Below are 22,089 nucleotides of genomic sequence, written 5' to 3'. Positions count from 1 at the left end.
TGCTTTCTGGCTGCAATTGCGATCACCTAGCGATTCGGCTGCGGCGTCAAGCGCAGATAGGGCTTGATTTCGTTAACGCCCTTGGGAAACTTCTGTCGGGCTACATCGGTAGGAATGGTAGGTACAATCACCACATCCTCCCCGTCCTGCCAATCCACGGGGGTGGCGACGCTGTAGTTATCGGTCAACTGCAGCGAATCCAATACCCGCAGAATTTCGGTGAAGTTCCGCCCAGTGGTGGGGGGATACGTCATCGTGAGTCGCAGCTTTCTGCTGGGGTCGATGATGAACACCGTCCGCACCGTCACTTTGGCATTGGCATTTGGGTGAATCATGCCGTAAAGGTTCGACACCGACTTGTCTTCATCCGCAATGATGGGATAGTTCACGGTGGTACGCTGGGTTTCGTTGATGTCCCCAACCCAGCCCTGATGGGACTTCACGCCATCCACACTGAGGGTAATCACCTTGGCCCCGCGCTTGGCAAACTCAGGTTTGAGTTTGGCCACGTTGCCCAACTCCGTCGTGCAGACCGGGGTGTAGTCGGCGGGGTGCGAAAACAGCACGACCCAGCTATTCCCGGCCCAGTCATAGAAGTTGATTTCACCCTCGGTGGTTTGTTGAGTGAAATTTGGGACGATATCGCCTAGTTGCAGAGTCATAATTTTCTCCTGGTGTTGTAGTTAGAAATCGCAGCAAAATACATGGGAAATGATGGGGGAAAATTCCTCTAACAGCTGGTCAATAAGCTCAGTGGAGCCTGCCAACCCAGGCGGAGGCTGGGGCTGCAGCGCGATGTAAGTAGCATTCATGATGAATTCCTAGAAATTAGTGAAGAGTGGGAACTAGCGCTGACCCATGGCGGCAGTGGCGGTTGGCTTGATGGTCTGATGAACATGGCCGAGACGCGATTGCCGAGGCCATGACTGCGAAGGCGATGCTGAAGACACTGCTAATTCTCGAAACAGCGCGGTGCTGAGGTACCGTTCGCCCCCGCTCGGTTGGATGACAACGATTAATTTTTCGGTATTTTCTGGACGCTGGGCCACCTGGACGGCGGCACATAGCGCCGCCCCCGTCGAGATGCCCGAGAGAATGCCCTCTTCGCGGGCCAGACGACGGCTATAGGCGATCACGGTGTCATCCGCCACGGCAATGACCTCGTCTATCCAATCCACCTGCATGACCGGGGGAATAAATCCCGCCCCAATGCCCTGAATCTGGTGCGATCCTGGGGTGCCGCCGGAAAGTACGGCACTGGCAGCCGGTTCTACTGCGATCGCTTGAAAGTCAGGTTTGCGCGCCTTGAGAGCAGCGGCAATGCCGGTGATGGTGCCCCCGGTGCCAGCCCCAGCCACCACAATGTCAACCCGCCCCTCGGTATCGGCCCAGATTTCTTCAGCGGTGGTTTGACGGTGAATCTCGGGATTCGCGGGATTCTGGAACTGCTGCAGCATGAACGCATGGGGAATAGCCGCTAACAGTTCTGTCGCTTGGGCGATCGCCCCCTTCATGCCTAAATTACCCGGCGTGAGCACTAACTCGGCCCCATAGGCTCGCAGGAGCCGCCGCCGTTCCAGACTCATGGTGTCGGGCATGGTTAGCATCAGCGCATAGCCCTTGACTGCCGCCGCCATTGCCAACGCGATACCGGTATTGCCCCCCGTCGCTTCGATCAAAATCGTTTGCCCGGGGAAGATGAGCCCCTGGTCTTCGGCGGCCTGAATCATGCTGATAGCGATGCGATCTTTCACCGATGAAGCCGGGTTCATGCTCTCTAATTTCAAAACAATGCGGGCTACACAGCCCTCCGCTTGGGGAATGCGGTTGAGCTGCACCAGCGGGGTACACCCAACCAGTGCGGTAATGTCGTGAGCGATTTTCATAGCACGTCCTCAGACGGTTGCGTATTCAAATGCCGCGCTGTTTAAGTTCAGCCCCGTGACGTTTTGGACGATGCCGACCAGCTCCGCAGTTTGGCCTTCGCCCTGATAAAAAATGAACGTATCGCCTTGAACGCTGCCGAGCTCGTATCGATCAGCGCTACCGTGCAGGCGAACCACGTCTTGCTGATCTAACGTGAAGTCTTTAAGCAAGCCATAATCCTCAAAGCCTAGAGAGGCTGGATCGCCATCGTCGTAATGGACGCTGAGGGCATCGCCCAACACGAACGTATCGGCCCCTTTGCCACCTTTGTAGGTATCCACTTCGCCCGCGCCGGGGGTGAGCGACTCCACTTGAGCGCCAATCAGCAGGTCATCGCCGCTGCCGCCATTGACGGTGTCGTTGCCAAGTCCGCCAATCAGCACATCGTCCCCCCGGTTGCCACGGAGGTAGTCATCATCGGCTTCGCCAAACAGCTTGTCGTTGCCGCCTTGACCCCACAGCTTGTCCTTGCCAGCGCCACCATAGACGGTGTCCTGGCCCTTGGCCGTTTTAAGCACGTCGTCTTTGTCGCCACAGACGTACAGCTCATCGTGGACAGAAGGGATATAGGCCAACCCAAAGGGATTGAGTCCCCCAGTATTGACGCTAATCTGCCACACCGGATCGGTTGGATCATCGAGAGAAAACCGGCTGACGGCAGTGGCATCGGCTCCTGAGTGGGTGAGAAATAGACTGTTGCCATCATTCGTCACTGCCAGGTTATGAGGTACCGCAAACGGTGTATCCACATCGCCCACAATCTGGTTCGTGACGGTATCGATGACGAAGATGCCCTGCTCGCCACCATCCGAAATATTGGTGGTGTAAAGGTACCGGCCATTGGTGGCAGCACTCACTCCATGAGGATTGGGCTGATCGATATGGCCCACTTGCTCAAGTTCGAGGCCGCGATGGTCATAGATTTCAATCGTGTCATTGTCTTGGGACAGCACATAGAGCAGATTATGCTCGGGAGCAACCGAGACATGGGTGTGTTTGCCCGTGGTGATGGCATCTACGACCTCAAAGCTCTGGGTGTCAATCTTCAGCAGTAGATCGTCATCGAGGTGATCTTCCTGCTCCGCGGTGACGTAAACGTACTGACCCGCCGGATCAAAAATCAGGTCGTGGGGCTTAGCGTCTGCGCCAATCAACTCCTCCGGCAAATGAATTCGCGTGATTTCGGTCTTAGTTTGCGGGTCAATGACTGTCAGGGCCTCATCAATGTCGTTGATCACCCAAAGCTGGGTTTCTTTGGGGGCCGCCCACATGTGGAAGTTGCCCGCGCCCGTATCCACTGTGCCGGTAACTTCGTAGGTGCGCTGGTCGTAGAAGACCACTCGGTCGTTGGCGCGATCGGCGACGGCCACCTCATCGGTGCGATTGAGAAAAGAGAGGTAAGTAGGCTCCCCCGCTTCTCCGTTCGGGCCGGTCGGCAGGGCAACGTGGCCCTTCACCGCACCGGTCTGTTCATGCAAAATCGAGAGGTCTCCCGAGTTGCGATTGGCGATCGCGACATGTCCTCTCTTGGCATTGATTTTGGGTAAGGTGTTTTCTCCCAAACCTGTATCGGCAATTAAATTTGGCACTGCAAAGTTAGCCATGATGCTTTGCTCCTTAGCTGTTTATGGGATGCAATTTTGGAAATCTTCAATTCAACGTTTCCGGCTAAGTCTCTCGGCCCCTGATTGTAAAGAAGGATAGAGCTACGTCAACGCTTTAAAACGTCTCTGTTAATTCAATAGCTTCAAGAGATTTAGCATGAGCGGATTCTGTTTTGTCAATCACAGTTTCGTTGGGATTCAACCTCTAAAACTCAGTCGTGGCATATACATAAGAGAACTGGCTGCTGTCATACACACTGATTTGACTGGCATTAACACCCACTAGAACACCAATCAATTCGTCACGGTGGGGAACTGGGTTATCTACGTAAATGCCCGTTCCTAAGTAAGTCTGATTGTCATGAACCACTTCGACAGAACGCCAATTGTAATCTCTAGAATCCCCCCTGAGTTGTATGCGATCTATCCCTAATTCAAAGTCCATAATCAGGGCATAACTATTTTGACCTTCAGTCCATACGACGTTGTCGTCATACAAGATGCGATTAGCAGGCGGGCCACCTACAGTGGGGACAGAATAATCAGATGCTAGTCCTAATACAAAGCGATCGGCATCAGCGCCGCCCCACAGCACGTCAACTTCGTTGTGGGGCGTGTTTGAATACGGGTCGGCACCTACCAAAATATCGTTGCCAGGACCACCCTTGAGGATATCGTTGTGGCGCCCCCCAAAGAGTAAATCATCCTCGCTACCGCCATCGAGCGTGTCGTTGTTGTCCCAGCCCCATAAACGATCATCCCCTACATTCCCATACAAATGATTGCGGGCAATGTTGCCTTGAATGGTATCGCTGCCGCCGCCGCCTTTAGCATTTTCGATCAAAGAGCGTGGGTCGTCGTTGTGCTGTAGGGCGTTTGCAATGTGTCCGCGAGCCCGTTTTGTGACAACTCCCCCCCATTCAATCTTGAGTCGAGCGTTCTGAGCAGTCGAATCCGCACTGAGATCACTCCATGCACCCGGTCTTAGATTGATGCTTTGAGAGCGTCCGGTGTTTGAGAAATCATAGGTATCCCTGCCATTACCGTCCCAAATAGTTCGAAAAATCGTGTTATTCTCTGGTTTTCCTAAACTCTGACCATTGGCAAACATCTCACCAGTACTGGTAGAGAAGGTATAGGTTGTGTTACCAGAACGGGTATCGAAGTTAGCACCGTACATTGCCTGGATAGCAGCGATGTCATACATCATCAGTGACTGTGGCTGATCCACTTCATCTACTGGGTTCGGAATCAATTCTCCCCCCACGTGAGCTTTATAGCTCATCACTGTAAATTCTTTCGAGTCCAGCCATGAATCCATAGGCCCATCTAAATTCGCATGGGTTTCATGAGAATGTGTTAGTCCCAACGCATGGCCGATCTCATGCATCAGAACCCAGTATCCCTTATTCCCTATTTTGGGGTTAGTATTTCGTGGGTCGTTGACAGAGTCAATCCAAACGTCCCCTTGCATAAAATCAGGTTCGGAGGGAAAACCAGCAATGCCATCGAATCGATTAGTTCCATCTGCATTTGCAAGGCGGATAGTCGCGTCGCGATCCTTGTTATCTGTCAGCTCATCGAGATCGAAGTTAGCCACTGACTCATACATCTTCATGATGCTGCGAGTAGCAGCTTTCTGAGCAGAGTTGAAAGCATTAAAGCCATCAAACCCTCCGTAGTCCGATTCGTAATCCTTGTCACGAAATTCATCTGGGAAGCTGTAGGTAATACGTGTTTTAATTCCTACGGGTTCGTCGGATTCGTCAGGTGGATCAATAGGGTCGATTGGTGGCTCACCTCCACCGATTGGTGGTTCGTCTCCACCGTATGGTGGCTGCTCAGGATCACCACCCATGCCACCTGAGCTCTGTTTGGATTCGTGCAGATAGCGTTTTGCACTGATTAGGCTATCAATATTCCGCTCACCTGTTGCTGTATTGGAAGTTGTGGGTGTCAATTGTCCATAAGTCATAGTAATTCTCCTGTTTTAATGAGATTGAACTGGTGTTGATTTGATTGTTTGCTGACACTGCACTGTGTCCAAATAAGTGTCAGCAATGGGATTTGGATGTCGGTATCCCGGTGCTAGCTTTTTGTCAGCTTACGTCAGTCAGGATGGCCGCAAAACTTCAGCGACAATGAGAGATGTCAGACGATTCAACCTTTATCTAGCGATGCTGTTTGTCAGCCATGACTTGGAATTTTCCAAAGCGTCGGCTGCCAGGGTTCTCCGAAACAAGAATGACAAGGATTGTGTCCGGAAAAGATTAGGACTTCTTCATGTGTGCGAAGGGTAATAATTGAGACGAACGATCCTGTCCACTGGCGTACTCAACGTCAGTTCACAGGTCAGCAACTTGGAAGTCACTGTTGATGGAAATGGGGTGATCGCTAGGAAGGTGACCAAAGCTCCCCAAATCTGGGAAATTTAGAAGACCTTTTCACAAGTCCGATGAGAGAACCTGTTTGCTGATGTTTCTAACGGTAGTGGCTGCATGCAGGCTTCGTCGTTGTGAAAAAGGTATGGAGTTTGCAGCTACCAGTTATGGAAAAGTAAGGCGCGGCATCGGATACATTGGCTTCCCGAGAATTTCTCGATGTAAGGGTATCTTGCTGGCTCAGAGTCGGCTTGTAAGCATGGGTGTCGTTGAGGGAAAGGTCAAGCGTTGTAGACGAAAATGTCAGTCATGATGAGAATCAATAGCGTATAGCAAAAATTTACCCTGATGCTTCCAGGGTCGGTCAGCCTTCGCTATCGGTCATGGTGACTTTAATTTTCCTCCATTATCCAAGTACTGACTCTTGAGAAAGTGAGGTGAGCTGAAACAGTCAGTCATCCGTGGTCACAGTCAACGCTGTGCCACCTTTTCCTTATTCGCTCTAAAATACTTGCACCACATACAGAACTACGTAATTACTCAAGGTAAATATTTACAGACAATTTCTCGTAGTTGCAAAGTAAGCTGGTTGTTAAAACTCTGCTCATATTCTCCAGACTCATTGTGGTTTATCCGTTCTCATCGATTAGCCAATCGGATTGAATCGATAGGGTTCCCCCTGTCGGAAGGCTGAGCGGAGACGTCCGACCAATTTTCTGGCTACAGCAACGATGGCTTTCTTCTTCCCCGTTCTTGGATAAAGTCGCTGATAGAAATCCCTCAAGTTTCGGTCTTTTCTAATGGCGACCCAAGCTGATTCACACAGTATGTGTCGTACTCTAGTGTTCCCTTGTCGGGTGATATGCCCCCGGCGAATGGCATCTCCACTGGAGTGCTCACTGGGCGTTAGGCCCGTATAACTAAACAATTGACGCTCGTTGGCAAACTGACTCATATCACCCAGTTCGTTGGATAGGATACGCGAAGAGAGTGGACCAATGCCAGGGGCAGACCGATAGGTGACTTCGAGTGGATCTTGTTGTGCTTGCTGTTTCAACTTGGCTTCAATCGCTTTGATTTCCGTGTCAAGCACTTTCCAGATTTTCCGATAGGCCTGGAGAATGATGGTGAATTCAGGACTGGGGGTTTTGGCCAATATCGATTTCAGCAAGCTCTGGCTCATTTCTCGTTTGTCGTCTGGTAGAAGCAAGCCAAACTGATGGGCGCGCATCCGAATCATGTTCTTGATCGACGTTCGCTCCTTCACTAATTGTTCTCTAGTTCGCGTCAAGAGACGTTTATGTTCGGTTTGTTCTGTTGGAACTCGGATGCCGCTGAGTCTCCCCGCCGCTAGCAAGGAGGCGATCTTCTTAGCATCTCGTTTATCTGTTTTCACTCGATTGTGGACGGTGGTTTCAATGCTGCCGGGATTCACCACTAAATTCTCGATACCGGCTTGTGTTAACGCTCGATGCAATCCAAACCCTGAGAACCCGGCTTCATAGGCGGCATGAATATCAGCCTGAGGGTACCACGATTTCAGTTGCGCAACTAATTTGCCATTGCTCGCAGGGGTCGTCCATTTCTTGATGACAATCCCATCCATAAAACTGACAATCGTATACGTTCGCTTATGTACGTCAATACCAACGAACACTTGTTTATCCTGATAGCTCTCAACTTTAGATGATTTACGCATGATGGCAATCCTCCATGGTCGATAGGTGAGTGTCCAGATTCTATTCGTTTGCCCAAATAGGGGCATAAAAAATTCGGGCACTTTTGGTAAGAACGCTCTGATTCCTGATGTACTCATCATAGGAACAGAAGTCAGTAGCCAAATTGCGAAGTATCGCGATTAACGCGACCACACCTCTCTCTCTTTCTGTTTAAGCGGCCTGGAACAATGTTTGCAGTTCCTCAACACCACTTATAAACCGTTTCCTTCGGTCATCTAGAGATACGAATTCTGCCATACGCGATCACGGCCTCAAAAAGTGACCCACCTCATCGACTGCTCGGCAGAATCTCTGAGCTGCTTCAAACTCGCCGAAGCCCAGCGTAGGGTAATAGCGATGCTTGATGCGTCGATGACTCTGCTCCACCGGATTGGCGGTGCAGGGGCGCACCTCGTGCTCAGTGTCTTGTCCTAGTTCTTCTATGATCGCCCGTGGATAGGAAGCCAATCCATCGGTGGCGACCTTCTCTGGAGCGTCCTCGTGAAGACCAATGGATTGGGCAAAGAAAGCTTTGGTGCCAGCCATATCGCGAGTCTTGCTGAGACGGACATCCACCAGATTGCCATCCTCATCCATGCCCCGATAGAGGTAGCACCACGCCCCTTTTATCCGAATGTAGGTTTCGTCAACGAGCCAAACCTTGCCGACTTGACCTTTCCGCTTCATCCTGATCTGTTCAGTAAAATGAGGCAGGAAGCGTTCCTCCCAATCTCGCACAGTTTCATGGGTGAACTGGAAGCCACGCAGCAGAAAAAACTCAGCGACATATCGATAGCTGAGCTTGTATCGAACGCGGCAGAGCAATACCTGAAAGATGATGTCGGTAGGCACTTCGATAAAATTGAACAGTGTGTCTGTCCGTTCATTGAACGTCCGACGACATTCCTTGCACCGATACATGGTGTAGCCCAGCCTGGTTTCACGCTGCAAAGATGAAACACGAGGCGATTGGCAGTGTGGGCAATCCATAGGAAGATGTCGCGAGGGTAGCCTCAGACTAGCAGCAGGATGGCCACTGTTCGATTTTGGCTACTGAATCCTGACGGTTTCTCACAAACTTATTGCGCCAGGATTTCTGTATGGTGTCAGACTGAGTATAGTTGAAACAACGTTGCCCGAAGAGTTTCTTATGGATAGCACGCTTCTAGACAGGATAACTATTGATCCAGGGGTCTGCCATGGAAAGCCCTGCATCAGAGGATTGCGCTACCCAGTAGAATTTATTTTGGAACTACTGAGTTCAGGCATGAGCCATGCAGAGATTTTGTCAGACTACGATGATTTGGAAGAGGATGATATACTCTCAGCCCTGTTGTATGCGACTCGGTTGAGTCAAGTGAAAGGTTTGTATAAGCTAGCATCATGAAGTTCATTGTTGATGCTCAGTTGCCAAGGCTGTGTTGCAAAAATTGCGTAGCCCTTTATTGGTATTCTGAGATGCCCAGTTCGCACCCTTGCTATGCCTTCCTCAAAACCGTTCAAATGGCGTCACTTCCAATCAGGCATTATCTTGCTGACGGTGCGTTGGTATCTGCGCTATAGCCTCAGCTACCGGGACATAGAAGAAATGATGCTCGAACGGGGCGTCAACGTTGACCATACGACAATCTACCGCTGGGTGCAGGCCTATAGCCCAGAACTAGACCAGCGCTCTCGCCGCCATCTGAAGCCTACCAACGACTCGTGGAGGACTGATGAGACATACGTAAAAGTCCGAGGAAAGTGGAAGTATCTCTATCGAGCTGTTGATTCTGAGGGCAATACGTTAGACTTTATGCTCTGCGCCAAACGGGATGCCAAAGCGGCTAAACGCTTTTTCAACAAGGTACTCAACGCCTCGCACACAATTGCACCGAGAGTAATCACCATCGATAAGAATGCCGCCTATCCGCCTGCGATTGAAGCATTGAAGACTGACGAGTCCCTACCGAAAGCAACAAAAATCCGGCAGACAAAATACTTGAACAACATAGTCGAGATGAACCATTCTCAATACCCCCATCTGTTTTTGGCCGTTTAGAGTTAGGTGACATCGGTCGAGCTCCTAAATAACGTTATTTCAACACCTGATTTGTGGCAGGCTTTTCAGTCAAGTCATCGGTAGGTTTGAGCCAGCATTGAGCAGGAGGACGTCGATATGGGGATAGATGCAATTGTTGGAGTCGCTCCCGTTCAGTTTCATCGGCCCAAACGATCCACGAATAATGGGTTTTTTGCACAACCCCTCGAAAAGGTAAAGTCCACAATAGGACGACTGAGACTCGTTATTGAAATAGCCACGTAATCTCTTTCACAGCAGTAGATTCAGGCTTTTGATTGATCGGTCGCAATGCTGTGTACCTTGTGTGTCAATGCGTTCGATATGGAGTCGCTGTATGGAATATAGCTCGCTAACTAACACGGCCATGCACCGTTTTCCAAAGCGATCACATACTAAGTCCTTTCAAAGTATTGATAAAACCTGATTGCTATCTATCAATACTTTCGTTGGGTAGTTCAGCATGTAAACGTAGCTAAGCTTTGTGATCGCACGACCACAAAAAGTTTTTCTCATTGTGTTTTCCCTCAAGTTGTCAGAACTTTCTGCCAGCACCCAAAAACTCTCCTAACGCTTGCTAGACTAATGAGCAGTAGGTATTCTGGCGCTCAACTGAAGCTGTTGTACTTGCTAGAAGCAGAGAAGATAATGCGCCGTTATGCAGTTGTTAACCATCGAAGAGTGATTAACCGCGACTAAAGACGGTAGCTAAAAGTAGCTGTGTCAAGCTAGGTAGTAAAGCTGGAATTAGCCAATGCTAACAACTGAATAGACTTTAATATTCAAAGTATCGACTATACTCTGCGCTCGCTAAATATGGCCAGCACAAGAATGAGTCTCGACGATCTCAATCTGGACTATACCTTTTCGAGGGGTTGTGCAAAAAACCCCAGATTTTATTAGCATCAAAATTTCTTGAGCATATTGGCTGTTAACTTTGTCACCTTGCTCATTGTAAAGCTGCTCGGCAATTTGCAGATCTTTAATTGCTTCATCGTAAAGATCCAATTCAGCTTTATTGTAGCCACGACTCAAATATGCCATTGAGCAACGTGGATTAATCTTGATCGCTCTATCATAAAATTCAATTGCTTCTAAGTGCTTCTTGCGTTCACAATAGTAAAAGCCTAGAAAGTTTAAGTAATTGGATAATTCGGTTTGTACAGTGTTCCAGGCCTGATTGGCTGACAAAAGTTTAATCAGGAACAAACTTAACGGTAATCACGCTGAAATCGAGCAAGCGCCCGGACTTCTTGTTGTGTTGTGGCCTAGAAGCCATCGCCGGTTGCGGATCAATGTGAGAGGTAAAACAAGCCTGTTTAATCACCTGCCAACCGTTGAGCAGAGCCGCCTTAGTCCACTCCAATCCGATGCGAAAGTAGCTGTTGCCTCTATCCCAGTGTGTGTCAATCCATCGCCTACGGCCTGATTGCACAACCGCTACGCCTTGAGCCGTGACGTAAAGCGTGGCTACTGCCAGAATAAACCATAAGCGAGAGAGGTCAGTGAGGCCTCGAATCTCAGAGCGTTGTAGATTCCAACCGGCGGACTGGTCGTCTAAAAATCCTTCCTCGATATCGAAGCGCAAGGCATATTCCATAAAGGTTTGCGGGCTAGTGGGCTGGTCGCTGACGACGGCCCAAAGTTCACCATTGATGTTGTTGCGCCCGATGATGACATGCACTGGGCCGTACTGTTCGTGACGATGGAGTCTGATGTGGTGGAAACATAGTGCCCGACCTCGTTCTAGGTGAAACGATTTAGGTTGACACCAGCCGGAACCGGGTCGCCAAATCCAGGTGTCACTTTTGATACGGATGCGGTAGTGCCAGCCGAGTTGTTTTATCAGCGTCATCGCACGGGTATGCACAAAGCCTCGGTCGGCCAACAGAATCATGTTTGCGTTTGAAGGCAAGTATTGCGTAGACTGCCTGAGCAGTTCTTCATAGGCTTCAAACGCAACAGAGGCACTGTTGTGTTCTAGAACTCGCCAAGCCAGAGGAATGGAGCGGCCTCGATACACCACGGCTAGCCGAATTAAGCAGTACTGCTCCCAAAACAGCGAGGTGTCTAAACAAAGATAAAGGCACTCGGCTTCCCAGGTCGCCAAGGCCGCTTGAATCAGCGGTTTGTACAATCGGTGGATGTTGATGCGGCTATTGCCTAACCAGCGACGCACCCGTCTTTGTTTACTCTGGGCGTAGAGACCGCGACAGGGCAAGTAGGTTGTCCACTTTGTCAGGCTGACGCTGCCGGTTTGAATCAGCGCAAACACCATCCAACAGCAGGTCGTTAGATGCGATAGATGTGCCCAGGGGCAATCTTGACCCAGCCAGGCTTTCAAGGCATCGTAGAGGCGGGAGTTTTTTTCACAGCGTTCCTTTGGTTTTGAGTTGCATCTAAATCTTAGAACGCTGGCTCCCCCTCGCAACCTTTGCGGCTCTCAAGTCCCTGTATGACAGCGATTCAACCTGGCTATTGCATCTTTTGTCAGCCAATCAGGTTCCAGGCTGCTTGTGCTATCTCTTTAGCTTTTATCTCAGAGGCAGCATTTGCAAGTGCATTCTCATAAGCATTGTAAGCATCACTTGCTCCCTTTGATAAAAGCAGGCAGGACTGCTTACCTGAAGCTGTGGGAGCGGTACTTGAAGCCATCGAAAATAGAGCGGTGGCTTCTACATAGTCTTCCTGATCTGCATAGTCTATTGCTTCTAAGACTCTAGCAGCATGACGTTTCTCCATTCCTTGAGTCATATCAGTTCCCAGAGCAGCATCAAGAAAATCTTGGTACCTACCAACAGGATGCTCAGGTTTATTGCGGCTATTCATAGTAATTTAGCAACTCTTATCTATCAGAAATTATGGTCAGGCTTATCCCTACATCTCAATCTGGTAATTGTTTGCAGAACTTGGGCTAGAGTACCCACAGCTTTGTGGCCTAGCGCGGTTAGCTAGGCGCATCTCCTCACGAAGACCCGCTCGGACTTAATCCGCACTAACCGATCCGCCAAGATAGTATCCATAAACCACTCCGACCAAAAACGTTGCACAGGAGTACCTTAGACGGTGCTCAAGGGTGATTCTATGTTCGACCTCTGCCTTCAGAACTACTTGCAGAACCAAGGGACTTGATTTCTCACGGGCGTAGCAGTAATCTTAAATTTTAGTTCTTTTGTACTATATTTTTTGATGTTTTGAGAATTATCAGTTTGCTTCACCTCACCTTCTAAGACCTGCCGCATAGCTATCAGGAGCGCTGTGTGGCAACCGATTCTGTCCTCCCGCATTACTGAATTCTATGATCGTTTCTGAAGCGCTCCGTCTGATTCCGTACCGATCGCATCTACTTCCGCTGTATAGCTGTCCGGTCTCAGCTGGGTTTCCTTCGCCTGCAACCGATCACCTTGATGGCCATATCAACCTGAACGAGCATCTGATTCCGCATCCTAGCGCCACTTTCCTTGTCCGTGCTGATGGCTGGTCAATGGTAGGCGAAGGTATTCATCATGAGGACTTGCTCATTGTTGATCGTAGTGAAGAACCGCGCCACGGCAGAGTTGTTGTTGCGGCGATCGATGGCGAACTGACGGTTAAAAAGCTATGTCAGAAGGAACAGCAAACCTTCCTGATGGCAGCAAACCCTGACTATCCTTCGATTGAACTGGGTGAGGATGCCGACGTGCGGATTTGGGGTGTTGTCATCCATATCATTCGCTCGATGCGCTGAGAGGGTTATTCCATGCCGATCTTTGCTCTTTGTGACTGCAACCAATTCTACGTGTCCTGCGAGCGGGTATTCCGGCCTGAGCTAGAGACTCACGCCTGTGGTGTGCTATCAAATAACGACGGTTGTTTTATTGCTAGATCACCACAACTAAAAACGTTAGGGGTACCAATGGGCGGGCCGTGGCATAAGTATCGAAGCCTCTGTACTCAAAACAATGTTGCAGTTTTCTCTTCTAACTACGCCCTCTATGGTGATATGTCTCAGCGGGTAATGGCATGTTTGGGGACATTCACCCCGGATATGGAAGTTTATTCAATCGATGAGGTTTTTCTACAACTGGACGGCTTTGCCCACCTTGACCTCACTGACTACGGACGCCAGATGCAAAGGAAAGTTCATCAATGGACAGGCATACCTATCGGCGTGGGTATCGGACCTACTAAAACACTGGCTAAGGTCGCAAACTATGTGGCAAAGAAGCGAACAACGAGCGGTGTTTTTAACTTGTGTGATCGCACCCTCCAAGACCAGGTGCTTCCCACTATTGCAGTCGAAGATATCTGGGGCATCGGGCGGCGCTGGGCACTCAAGCTCAACGCGATTGGTATTAAAACTGCTGCTGACTTACGAGCCGCTGAGCCAAGGACAATTCGCCAGGTGTTCAACGTAGTGGCAGAGCGTATTGTTCATGAACTACGCGGAACCGCTTGTCTGGGACTAGAAGAGATCCAGCCGAAGAAGAACATTATGTGTTCGCGCTCGTTCGGGCAGATGATCTCTGAGAAGCATTTACTGTTGGAGGCGATCGCTGACCATGCCGCTAGAGCAGCCGGAAAGCTACGCGGCCAGGGCAGTCGCTGTGGGGGGTTGCAGGTGTTCTTGCAAACCAACAGATTCCGTAAGCATGAGGCGCAGTACAGCAATAGCTGCACCTGGTCATTCACCGTACCTAGCCGCGATAGCCGCGAGATTATCCATGCGGCCAGAGCATGTATGGCACAGCTGTATCGACCTGGGTTTGAGTACCACAAGTGCGGCGTTATGCTGGTTGACCTGGCCCCGGCTACCACCGTACAGGGAAACTTGTTCTGCTCTACCGACCACGAGCAGTCCGATGAGTTAATGGCGCTGATGGATTCGCTTAACGCCAAGATGGGTAGAGGTACAGTTCGCTTTGCGGCTCAAGGACTAGAGAAGGGCAAGCAGCGGAAGTCTTGGGGGATGAGACAGCAGTGGCGATCGCCCCGGTATACGACACGGCTCAAGGAGATAGTCAAGGTTAGATGCTAGGGTTTGTTCTCTTCGCAAAACGCATCCCACCCAAAAATTGCGCCTCTCTGCTTCAGATCTTCCTTTCTCTCATCGGACAACCCTTCACCCTCACCGAATCGAGTATTATCAACTTTTGCTCCTACTAGAGAAACCTGGTTTAGATCAGTCATTTCTAGGACGGCTCCACACAAGTCGCTATTGTTTAGATTGGCTGCTTTGAGATCCGCGAAGAACAAGTTGGCTCCATGCAAATCGGCTTCTTGTAAATCAGCTCCGCGTAGATCCGCTGCGAACAGACTGGCTCCATGCAGGTTAACGCCGCGTAAGCAAGCCTTGTTCGGTTCGGCTCTATCGAGGTTCGCGCCACTGAGATCTGCGCCCCTCAAATCTGCCCTGTGTAGGATAGCGCCTTGCATTTTGGCGTCACACAGCTTGGCCCTGACTAAAGAAGCGTCCTCTAAGTCGATACAGTACAGAGTTGCATCACTTAGGTCGACTTCGCGTAAATTAGCACTACTGAGGTTGGCGCTACTCAGATCGGCTTTCCGCAAGTTAGCGCCGCTCAGATTAACGCCTTGTAGATTAGCGCTACGCAACCGCAGGTATTTCCCGCCTACCTCTCTGATTCGTTGTAGATACTCGGGAGCTCGGCGATCGCCTAGCCAATACGGCGGCAATACCATCTGCCGCCAGTCCGCCACATGTTGCTCTAGGACAAATAGAAAAGCCGGTTGGGTAGGATTACTAGACATTCAAAATACCTTTTTAATCAGTAACTTCTTTAGACAACTACAACATATCAAATGAACTGAGAAGGTGATTGCGTCTTCCTATGCTCCCTCAATTCCATCAATTCTCCTCAAGTCTCATGGATTTTTCACTAGCTCTCGACATCCGAACAAACAACTCGCAATCCACTATCTTGATAGTGATAATCCAACCCAGCACTCATTCGCCAACTGCGTTGTCGCTGCTGTCGTTTGCCCAAACATATTTGCTTTGGCCTGATTGAGGTCAAAGCACTTTAGTTTTAGCGTCGTCGTCACGGGTGCCATAGGTATACTTTATCACCACCTAATAACCTGACACCGTTGCTATATAAAGCTTTGAGCAAGATTGTTCGCTACGCTCACCGTCTTATATCCCACGATTAAAATCAGTGGGCTTTACGACGATTTCTGTAAGAAACCTGCTTGCTTGTACTTAAGAGAGGTCGCTTGAATATTCAACGTTTGTAAACTTCGTAGCATAGCTTATCCTATCTTAAGTCTGAGTCTATTCTGATGTGAACAATGCTGCTCAGCTATCCGTAAGCGCAAAGAAAACAGCAGCCTCAATAGAAACTAAGGTGCTGATAATCAGTGCTGCCAAACCCACGTAAAGTATAACCACTGCTGTATTACCTGCTTGGCTTTCAACGTATATTTCGAGCGCCAATAATACTTAGGCAGCAAAGATTAGGAGGCTTATCAATGCAACAAGGGCAAAAGCCAGCAGATGAAGAACAATCTTCTTGGCATGGAATGCGAGAGTCCTAGCCCAGTAGCGTCGAGGAGGTTCACGTTGCGGCAACAAAACGTACAGTACCCATCTATCCGATTGTGCTGACTTCGAGATGCCGCAGTGTTGAAAGGCTACTAGCGACGAGGACAGTCCTGGACGATCAATGAAGCACCGAAAGCCTTCCTCTGCTAAGTCCCATGTAAAAATCTGAAAAGCTTCACTATCGACATCAGAATTACGCGGTCTTCGGAAAGGTTTCACCGATTGAAAATCAGAAGAATATAGTTTCAGAATCGCAATACTATCGTATTGACCGTCGGCAGCCGCTTGTCTAAGCTTTGGTTTTAGCAGCTTAGACGCAACTTTGCAACGCCTGTACATAGACTCGTCAGTTTTTTCAGTGGGTAAAGTCTCTTCAGACGCTGTAGATAATTCAGCTAGTTCTACTAAGAAATCTATGTCTTTACTCATCGAATACCGTGGGTGTGTAAGGATAGGGAACTAGAAACCTTTGTGCCTGTTGACTAAAAGACATTATAGAGACTCCTAAGAACGGTTGGAACAGCTTGATTGAATACTTAGTAGTCTTGCAACAAAATCCATTATAGTGTGACCGTCTCACTAAATCAAGGCTGTTATACTACGTATGCTTAGCTCTAGCGGAAATCCCTCAAGAGGTGTTAGTGAGGAAATATGGCAAAAGGGAGACCAGGCGGCAATCCTGATATAGCTGACCATGGCTTTAAACAAAAGCACGATTGGTCAGAACCTTGTACTGAGAAGATGACGATTCGGATGCCTGCTTCGATGAAGACTGCTATTAAAAGCGGACTAATCGAAGACTGGCAAGAGGTATGCCGTCAAGCGATCGCTCAGGAACTAGGCTGGTCTGATTCATCAGAAGAAAATGATCCTCACTGACAGAACCGATACCGAAAATGGACAGCGGTGGATGCTGCGATGGAACGCATCCTAAGATGAAAGCAACATAAAGGAGAATAGGAAAGTTCAATGAACAATAAATTAATATCTCGTCGCAAGCCTAAACCTTGGCGAACCCGAACTTTGGTGTTTTATAGCTATGCTTGTGTGCTGTTTGGTACCGCCATTGAGTCTGCTGTTGAACTTAAATTTAGTGCTAGTACTCTCTTTGCAATAGCATCTGCCTCTTTTTTAATATTTATCCGTAATTGCTCAACTGGGTAGAAAGAGAGAGCCCTGGGCAGACAAAGCAGCTTCAATCGATTGCAGGGCAGATAAGCCCTGACGCTGGCCCGTATTGACGACAGAGCGAACAGCAGCGAATAGCTCCTTGCCCCACTCAGAGCGAAACCCATTGGTAACTTTGCGGAAGAGGGCACTCATCCGAATTGCCTGCTCACTAGAATTGTTGGTCGGTGGAATTGAGTCATCTTCGAGGAACAGAAACAAATTGTCTAGAATGGTCTCGTATCGCTTTTTCAACCGCTGCCCATCGGTTTGAGAAGGGTCTAGCGACAGCAGCTTTCTGAGTCTGCGTTGAATGGCTAAACGATATTGATATCGCGTAGAGACCGCTAGCTGGTCGCGTCTTTTATGAAGTTTCAGGGCGTCGAGGAATAACTGCTTCATTGCGGGTGCAAAGACCTCATCGCCAGCGTCTATCGCATACTGCGTATCCCGCAGCTGATGGGCTAGACACACCTGCCACTGTTGGCCAGGATGACAACGCTGAGCGCTGAACATATCAGAGACCCAGGTGGCCGGGGTATGCTCGCCTAAAACGGCATAGATAACGTTGGCACCTCGGCTCGGACAAATCACATGGAGACAAACGTCTTCGTTCTGAAACACCCATTCCCACTCCGTTCTTCCCTCTACCCGAGCACTAGTCTCGTCTGAGCAGATCACGGCCGACTGCTGTAGCCGAGTTTGTATCTCTCCTAGCGGTTTCTCCAATCGAGTCTTGACCCGTGAGAGCAGATTAGCTATCGCACCTTCTGATATCGATAGATTAAACACCTCTTTGCACAGCTGTTGCAGCCGCTGATAGCTAATGGCATGACCGTAGCGCAGATACGCGATGAATCGTTCTATCGTTTCGCCAAACGGTGAACCCGCTGCCAGCTCTGGCGGCACTGTTGCCACACTCTGATACCCGCAGGTTAGGCACTCTCCACAGTAGCGCTCTACTCGCGTCACCACAGGCGCTATCGGCGGTAGCTCTATCTTGTCGTAGCGACTGTGCAAGTGTTGAGACGTTAGAGGAATTGACTCATGACACGACGGGCAGCACTGTAAATGGGCACTTACCCTTTGGTTCGGATTGGCATGAAGCTTGCGGCCACCACCTGCTCTGCCTACGCTCGCTTCTCGGCGCTCACCGCCTTTCTTTTTCGCTTTATTCGCCTTGAACCCCTTGGATGGCGGCTTACTTGAATTCTGACTGGTCTTCTTTGGTCTGCTCTTCAGCCCTTCTATGCTTTTCCGTTGGTTTTGTAACTCTTCCCATAGCCGCTCTATCAAGGCATCTTTGGCTTCGGGCGTTAGACTGCTTAAATCCGGTAGCTTTTCCATATCACTACCTTACGCCATGACTTATTTCTCGCAACCTCGCTCAAGGGGGAGTTGAGCAATTACATTTATCCTTTTTCGACTACAGGAAATTACGCTACGCTGAACTAAGAGAGGCGTGACCAAGAACAATTCGACAACTGTACAACGTAGTGGCAGAGCGTATCGTTCACGAACTGCGTGGGACGGCCTGTCTGGGACTAGAAGAGATTCAGCCCAAGAAAAACATCATGTGCTCTCGCTCGTTCGGGCGGATGATGGCCGAGAAGCATTTGCTGTTGGAAGCGATCGCTCAAAAATTAGGTTGGTCTGATGAGGATACTTCAGACTAAGTTGATGCTTAAGTTGATCGTAAGGTTTATTCAGGTACTGGGAAAGATCTGTTTTTGCATCTGTGGCTTTTCTTCCTTCCCATTCAGAGTAATCGAAGCCACAGTCACAATTAGCTTTGAGTAGGATGGCACAGTCTTACCATCAACAGCCCAGAACTCGATGGCTGGAATATCCGGTAGCGAACTAACTGATATGGGAGAAAAAGCTACGTTGGTAAAAAGCCGAATTCAATAGCCCCCTGATACAGCGATCACGTCGAAAGCTTGCATACCGACAGCGTACTGCAGTGATTGCTGCATCAGGAGGTCGATATCTAGGACATTCGATAGTCTCCTCAACCGACTAGGCCCTAAAGTAGCGGTGCGATGTAGATAAGCCGAGTGTGCAAGGAGGCAACAGCCGAATTAAGAGTGGAGATAATCTCTCAGCAGCACCTGTCCTGCTGTCCCCACGTAACAGAGTTATCGACTCCGGTTACGCTGACGTTAGTAATGATGTCAGTGGAATGCAGACCACGCAAGTATCCTGACCTGGCAGCCTAAAGCTGGGAAAGGGCAAGGGGAAGTCCGAAAGGGTTAACACCCGTGAACCGTCGAAGAAGCTTCGTCATTGGCGGAATCAGTGAAATCAGGCTGACACACTGCGACCAAAAGGTGAGTGGGTGGCTTAGCGGCTCGCTACTTCGTTAAGCGATAGGTCACAATCCCACCGGAGCATAGACGGAACCCGACCCGGACGTATCTCACACACTCGGAACTGCATAAGCCCGATGGATTCTCTGAACTATCAGAGTAGGCAAACCGTAAGGGATGCACAACCATCCAGCGGGTAAAGGATGCCAGAGAAAGCGAAGGCTCTTGTGTAATGCGAGAGATAGGGGTTCGAGCTTTGCCCCACATCGAAAGATGGCAAACTTCTGGCGGGTCTTTAACGGTAAACCAAAGTAAAGGAACCGTATCCATTGTGAAAGATAGAGCCATCCCGGCATCGGAGCAAAGGAAGCTGCTAAAACACTGGACCAGTATCCACTGGGACCAAGTGAAGAAGCGTGTTAGGAACCTAAGACGACGGATTTATCGTGCCACCCAAAACGGTCAGTGGAATCAGGTGCGCAGCCTGATGAAACTGATGCTAAGAAGCTACTCCAACCTGCTGCTATCAGTACGGCATGTGACTCAAGAGAATCAGGGGCGACAGACAGCGGGCCTCGATGGCCAGACTGCCTTAACCGCTGAGAAACGAGTCCAACTAGTGAATCGATTGCAAGACCATTCCCTCTGGCAAGTGCTCCCGACTAAACGGGTCTACATTCCGAAAGCGAATGGAAAATTGAGGCCGTTAGGAATTCCTGCTCTCGAAAATCGAGTCGCCCAGACGATAATGAAGAATGCGCTCGAACCTCATTGGGAAGCCCGATTTGAGGGACATAGCTATGGTTTTCGCCCTGGTCGCAGTTGTCATGATGCTATTGAGCAGTGCTTCCTACGACTCAGACATGGCTGTGATACCTGGGTACTCGATGCAGATCTAAAGGGTGCATTCGACAATTTGAGTCACTCCTTTATCCTCGACACCATCGGCCTCGTGCCGGGTCGAGAACTCATCAAGCAGTGGCTCAAGGCAGGCTACGTAGAAGCTGAGATGTTCCATGCCACCCCCAAGGGAGCCCCCCAAGGCGGGTCCATTTCACCGTTACTCTTGAACATTGCCTTGAATGGAATGGAGAAGTTGTTGTTGTCATTTACGACAACGAGAACTTACCAGCCTTCCTCAAAGGCAAAGTCTCAATCATCGTATAAACGCACGTCGCCAACTTATGGCTACTGTCGTTACGCTGATGATTTCGTGGTAACGGCGAAGACAAAAGCAGACATCGAAGCGGTTGTCCCTATCTTGCAGGCGTGGCTTAAACCACGCGGGCTAACGCTGAATATGGAGAAGACTCAGATAGTGAATGTCCAACAGGGTTTTCCCTTTCTGGGGTTCTCAATTCGGCACCACAAAGGTAAGTGTCTCTGTAAACCGCAAAAGGAAAAGATTCTGGCCTTTCTGAAGCGGATTCGGAGCTGGTTGAAGCACAATGTTTCTATCAGTCCGGCGGCAGTAATACACCACCTAAACCCGATACTGCGAGGATGGGGTAACTACTACAAACATGGCGTCAGTAAAGACGTGTTTAGCTACGTGGATTCCCAACTCTGGCAGGCGATCTGGAGATGGTGCTGTCGGCGTCATCCGAACAAACGGAGTTCATGGGTTGCCAGGAAATACTACCGAACCTTCCAAGGACGGCTGTGGACATTCACCACGTCTGTCACTGACCGGACAGGGAAGCGGAAGCCACTAACGTTAGTGCGTCTAGCGGATATTCCGATTCAACGCCATGTCAAGGTCAAAGGAACGGCTTCTCCTGATAATCCAACTCTCGAAGACTACTGGCAATACCGCCAAACCCGATACGGTAAAGCCTATTGGGAGAAAGGCTCGAAATACTACAGAGTTGCTCAGAGCCAGAATTGGCGGTGCCCAGTCTGTCATGACGCCTTGTTCAATGGAGAAGCTCTACACACGCATCATCGGCAGCAAGTTAAGAATGACGGCACTGAGATAGAAGAGAATCTAATTCATCTTCACCAAGCCTGTCATCAGTACCTGCATAAGAATGATGTGGTTTTGAATGGCCAAAGGCTTGAGCGGCTTGATGGGATAACTGTCACGAGCCGTTCTTAGGGGAGAGGGACGCGGCGACGTGTTCCCTCTTACCCGACAAGCTGCGAAATGGGGCAATTTAGTACGCATAAACTATTAACATGGTTCATCTGCTCCCCAACGAACGACTCAATCTTACAGTGAGTCTCACAGTGCTTCAGAGCGCCAGACTAGATCTGGCCTAATCGGCGCTTACTAAGTCGGCTGAAACCTTTGGATTCTCGTGAGACTCATCCCTTGGCGCTAGGGGCAGATTAAATTGCTGTAGTGCTTATATAGCAACGGCTTCAGCCTATGAAAAGAG

General features: G+C 49.6%; 21 protein-coding genes and 1 pseudogene. 8 read left to right on the top strand and 14 right to left on the bottom strand.

From position 1 onward, the window contains the following. Positions 1–26: 26 nt before the first annotated feature. The 5 genes from S7335_RS23385 to S7335_RS26430 all read right to left on the bottom strand — a co-directional run bounded on the left by S7335_RS23385 (position 27) and on the right by S7335_RS26430 (position 5,505). On the bottom strand, positions 27–662 hold the full coding sequence (locus tag S7335_RS23385) for a peroxiredoxin (protein ID WP_006458517.1): 636 nt from the start codon (positions 660–662) through the stop codon (positions 27–29). Positions 663–683: 21 nt separating this feature from the next. Further along, complete coding sequence (locus S7335_RS29330; RefSeq protein ID WP_255346496.1) at positions 684–812, bottom strand: hypothetical protein; 129 nt, start codon at positions 810–812, stop codon at positions 684–686. A gap of 33 nt (positions 813–845) precedes the next feature. Further along, the gene (gene cysK, locus S7335_RS23380; RefSeq protein WP_006458567.1) at positions 846–1,886 is read right to left on the bottom strand and encodes a cysteine synthase A; all 1,041 of its coding nucleotides are present in this window, start codon (positions 1,884–1,886) and stop codon (positions 846–848) included. Between the two features lie 9 nt (positions 1,887–1,895). Next, positions 1,896–3,530 carry a beta-propeller fold lactonase family protein gene (locus S7335_RS23375; RefSeq protein ID WP_006458540.1) on the bottom strand — a complete coding sequence of 545 codons (1,635 nt, stop codon included), beginning with the start codon at positions 3,528–3,530 and terminating at the stop codon, positions 1,896–1,898. Between the two features lie 205 nt (positions 3,531–3,735). Beyond that, positions 3,736–5,505, bottom strand: a complete 1,770-nt coding sequence (locus S7335_RS26430) for a M10 family metallopeptidase (RefSeq protein WP_006458592.1) — start codon at positions 5,503–5,505, stop codon at positions 3,736–3,738. Positions 5,506–5,833: 328 nt separating this feature from the next. Here S7335_RS26430 and S7335_RS29325 point away from each other — a divergent pair, with 328 nt between their 5' ends. Beyond that, entirely contained in the window at positions 5,834–5,965 is a 132-nt protein-coding gene (locus S7335_RS29325) for a hypothetical protein (protein WP_006458605.1), read from the top strand. A gap of 592 nt (positions 5,966–6,557) precedes the next feature. Here S7335_RS29325 and S7335_RS23365 read toward each other — a convergent pair. Both S7335_RS23365 and S7335_RS23360 read right to left on the bottom strand, forming a co-directional pair. Continuing rightward, positions 6,558–7,610 carry an IS110 family transposase gene (locus S7335_RS23365; RefSeq protein WP_038020103.1) on the bottom strand — a complete coding sequence of 351 codons (1,053 nt, stop codon included), beginning with the start codon at positions 7,608–7,610 and terminating at the stop codon, positions 6,558–6,560. Between the two features lie 283 nt (positions 7,611–7,893). Then, a complete protein-coding gene (locus S7335_RS23360) occupies positions 7,894–8,619 on the bottom strand; it encodes an IS6 family transposase (protein ID WP_227500112.1) in 726 nt (241 codons plus the stop codon). Between the two features lie 160 nt (positions 8,620–8,779). Here S7335_RS23360 and S7335_RS23355 point away from each other — a divergent pair, with 160 nt between their 5' ends. Both S7335_RS23355 and S7335_RS23350 read left to right on the top strand, forming a co-directional pair. Further along, positions 8,780–9,016 (top strand): DUF433 domain-containing protein, encoded by a 237-nt coding sequence (locus S7335_RS23355; protein ID WP_006458589.1) that lies wholly within the window; start codon positions 8,780–8,782, stop codon positions 9,014–9,016. 93 nt (positions 9,017–9,109) lie between these two features. Next, positions 9,110–9,637: pseudogene (locus S7335_RS23350) on the top strand (IS6 family transposase); the annotation flags it as partial. An 861-nt stretch (positions 9,638–10,498) separates the two neighbouring features. On the opposite strand, the gene S7335_RS28630 reads toward S7335_RS23350, so the two are convergent. From S7335_RS28630 to S7335_RS23335, 3 genes are all read right to left on the bottom strand, one after another. Then, entirely contained in the window at positions 10,499–10,879 is a 381-nt protein-coding gene (locus S7335_RS28630) for a tetratricopeptide repeat protein (RefSeq protein ID WP_006458561.1), read from the bottom strand. Between the two features lie 4 nt (positions 10,880–10,883). Further along, positions 10,884–11,966: a transposase gene (locus S7335_RS23340; RefSeq protein ID WP_038019365.1), complete on the bottom strand. Its 1,083-nt coding sequence runs from the start codon at positions 11,964–11,966 to the stop codon at positions 10,884–10,886. 212 nt (positions 11,967–12,178) lie between these two features. Next, positions 12,179–12,517, bottom strand: coding sequence for a hypothetical protein (locus S7335_RS23335; protein ID WP_006458679.1), 339 nt, complete (start codon positions 12,515–12,517; stop codon positions 12,179–12,181). A 469-nt stretch (positions 12,518–12,986) separates the two neighbouring features. Between S7335_RS23335 and S7335_RS23325 the strand changes: the two genes are divergently transcribed. Both S7335_RS23325 and umuC read left to right on the top strand, forming a co-directional pair. Next, on the top strand, positions 12,987–13,415 hold the full coding sequence (locus tag S7335_RS23325; RefSeq protein WP_006458613.1) for a LexA family transcriptional regulator: 429 nt from the start codon (positions 12,987–12,989) through the stop codon (positions 13,413–13,415). A 12-nt stretch (positions 13,416–13,427) separates the two neighbouring features. Beyond that, entirely contained in the window at positions 13,428–14,705 is a 1,278-nt protein-coding gene (gene umuC / locus S7335_RS23320) for a translesion error-prone DNA polymerase V subunit UmuC (protein WP_006458587.1), read from the top strand. Here the strand turns inward: umuC and S7335_RS23315 are convergent. Together S7335_RS23315 and S7335_RS23310 are read right to left on the bottom strand one after the other, a co-directional pair. Next, on the bottom strand, positions 14,702–15,439 hold the full coding sequence (locus S7335_RS23315; protein WP_050766047.1) for a pentapeptide repeat-containing protein: 738 nt from the start codon (positions 15,437–15,439) through the stop codon (positions 14,702–14,704). The two genes, umuC and S7335_RS23315, sit on opposite strands and share 4 nt — an antisense overlap. Positions 15,440–16,130: 691 nt before the next feature. Beyond that, positions 16,131–16,661, bottom strand: coding sequence for a hypothetical protein (locus S7335_RS23310; RefSeq protein WP_006458655.1), 531 nt, complete (start codon positions 16,659–16,661; stop codon positions 16,131–16,133). A 222-nt stretch (positions 16,662–16,883) separates the two neighbouring features. Between S7335_RS23310 and S7335_RS23305 the strand changes: the two genes are divergently transcribed. After that, positions 16,884–17,111 (top strand): hypothetical protein, encoded by a 228-nt coding sequence (locus tag S7335_RS23305; protein WP_006458533.1) that lies wholly within the window; start codon positions 16,884–16,886, stop codon positions 17,109–17,111. Between the two features lie 273 nt (positions 17,112–17,384). Here S7335_RS23305 and S7335_RS23300 read toward each other — a convergent pair whose 3' ends face one another. Beyond that, the gene (locus S7335_RS23300) at positions 17,385–18,746 is read right to left on the bottom strand and encodes an IS66 family transposase (protein ID WP_006458576.1); all 1,362 of its coding nucleotides are present in this window, start codon (positions 18,744–18,746) and stop codon (positions 17,385–17,387) included. 149 nt (positions 18,747–18,895) lie between these two features. On the opposite strand from S7335_RS23300, the gene S7335_RS29390 reads away from it, so the two are divergent. Next, a complete protein-coding gene (locus S7335_RS29390; protein WP_006458541.1) occupies positions 18,896–19,075 on the top strand; it encodes a hypothetical protein in 180 nt (59 codons plus the stop codon). Between the two features lie 678 nt (positions 19,076–19,753). Here S7335_RS29390 and S7335_RS28625 read toward each other — a convergent pair. After that, the gene (locus S7335_RS28625) at positions 19,754–20,038 is read right to left on the bottom strand and encodes a hypothetical protein (protein ID WP_198011490.1); all 285 of its coding nucleotides are present in this window, start codon (positions 20,036–20,038) and stop codon (positions 19,754–19,756) included. A 1-nt stretch (position 20,039) separates the two neighbouring features. Here S7335_RS28625 and ltrA point away from each other — a divergent pair, with 1 nt between their 5' ends. Further along, positions 20,040–21,806 (top strand): group II intron reverse transcriptase/maturase, encoded by a 1,767-nt coding sequence (gene ltrA, locus S7335_RS23290; protein ID WP_227500097.1) that lies wholly within the window; start codon positions 20,040–20,042, stop codon positions 21,804–21,806. Positions 21,807–22,089: the final 283 nt, after the last annotated feature.

Origin of the sequence: Synechococcus sp. PCC 7335 (assembly GCF_000155595.1) — a bacterium.
In the GTDB taxonomy this organism is placed as follows: domain Bacteria; phylum Cyanobacteriota; class Cyanobacteriia; order Phormidesmidales; family Phormidesmidaceae; genus Phormidesmis.
Note: the sequence above shows the minus strand (reverse complement) of the source record. Positions and strands in the feature narration are given on the sequence as shown.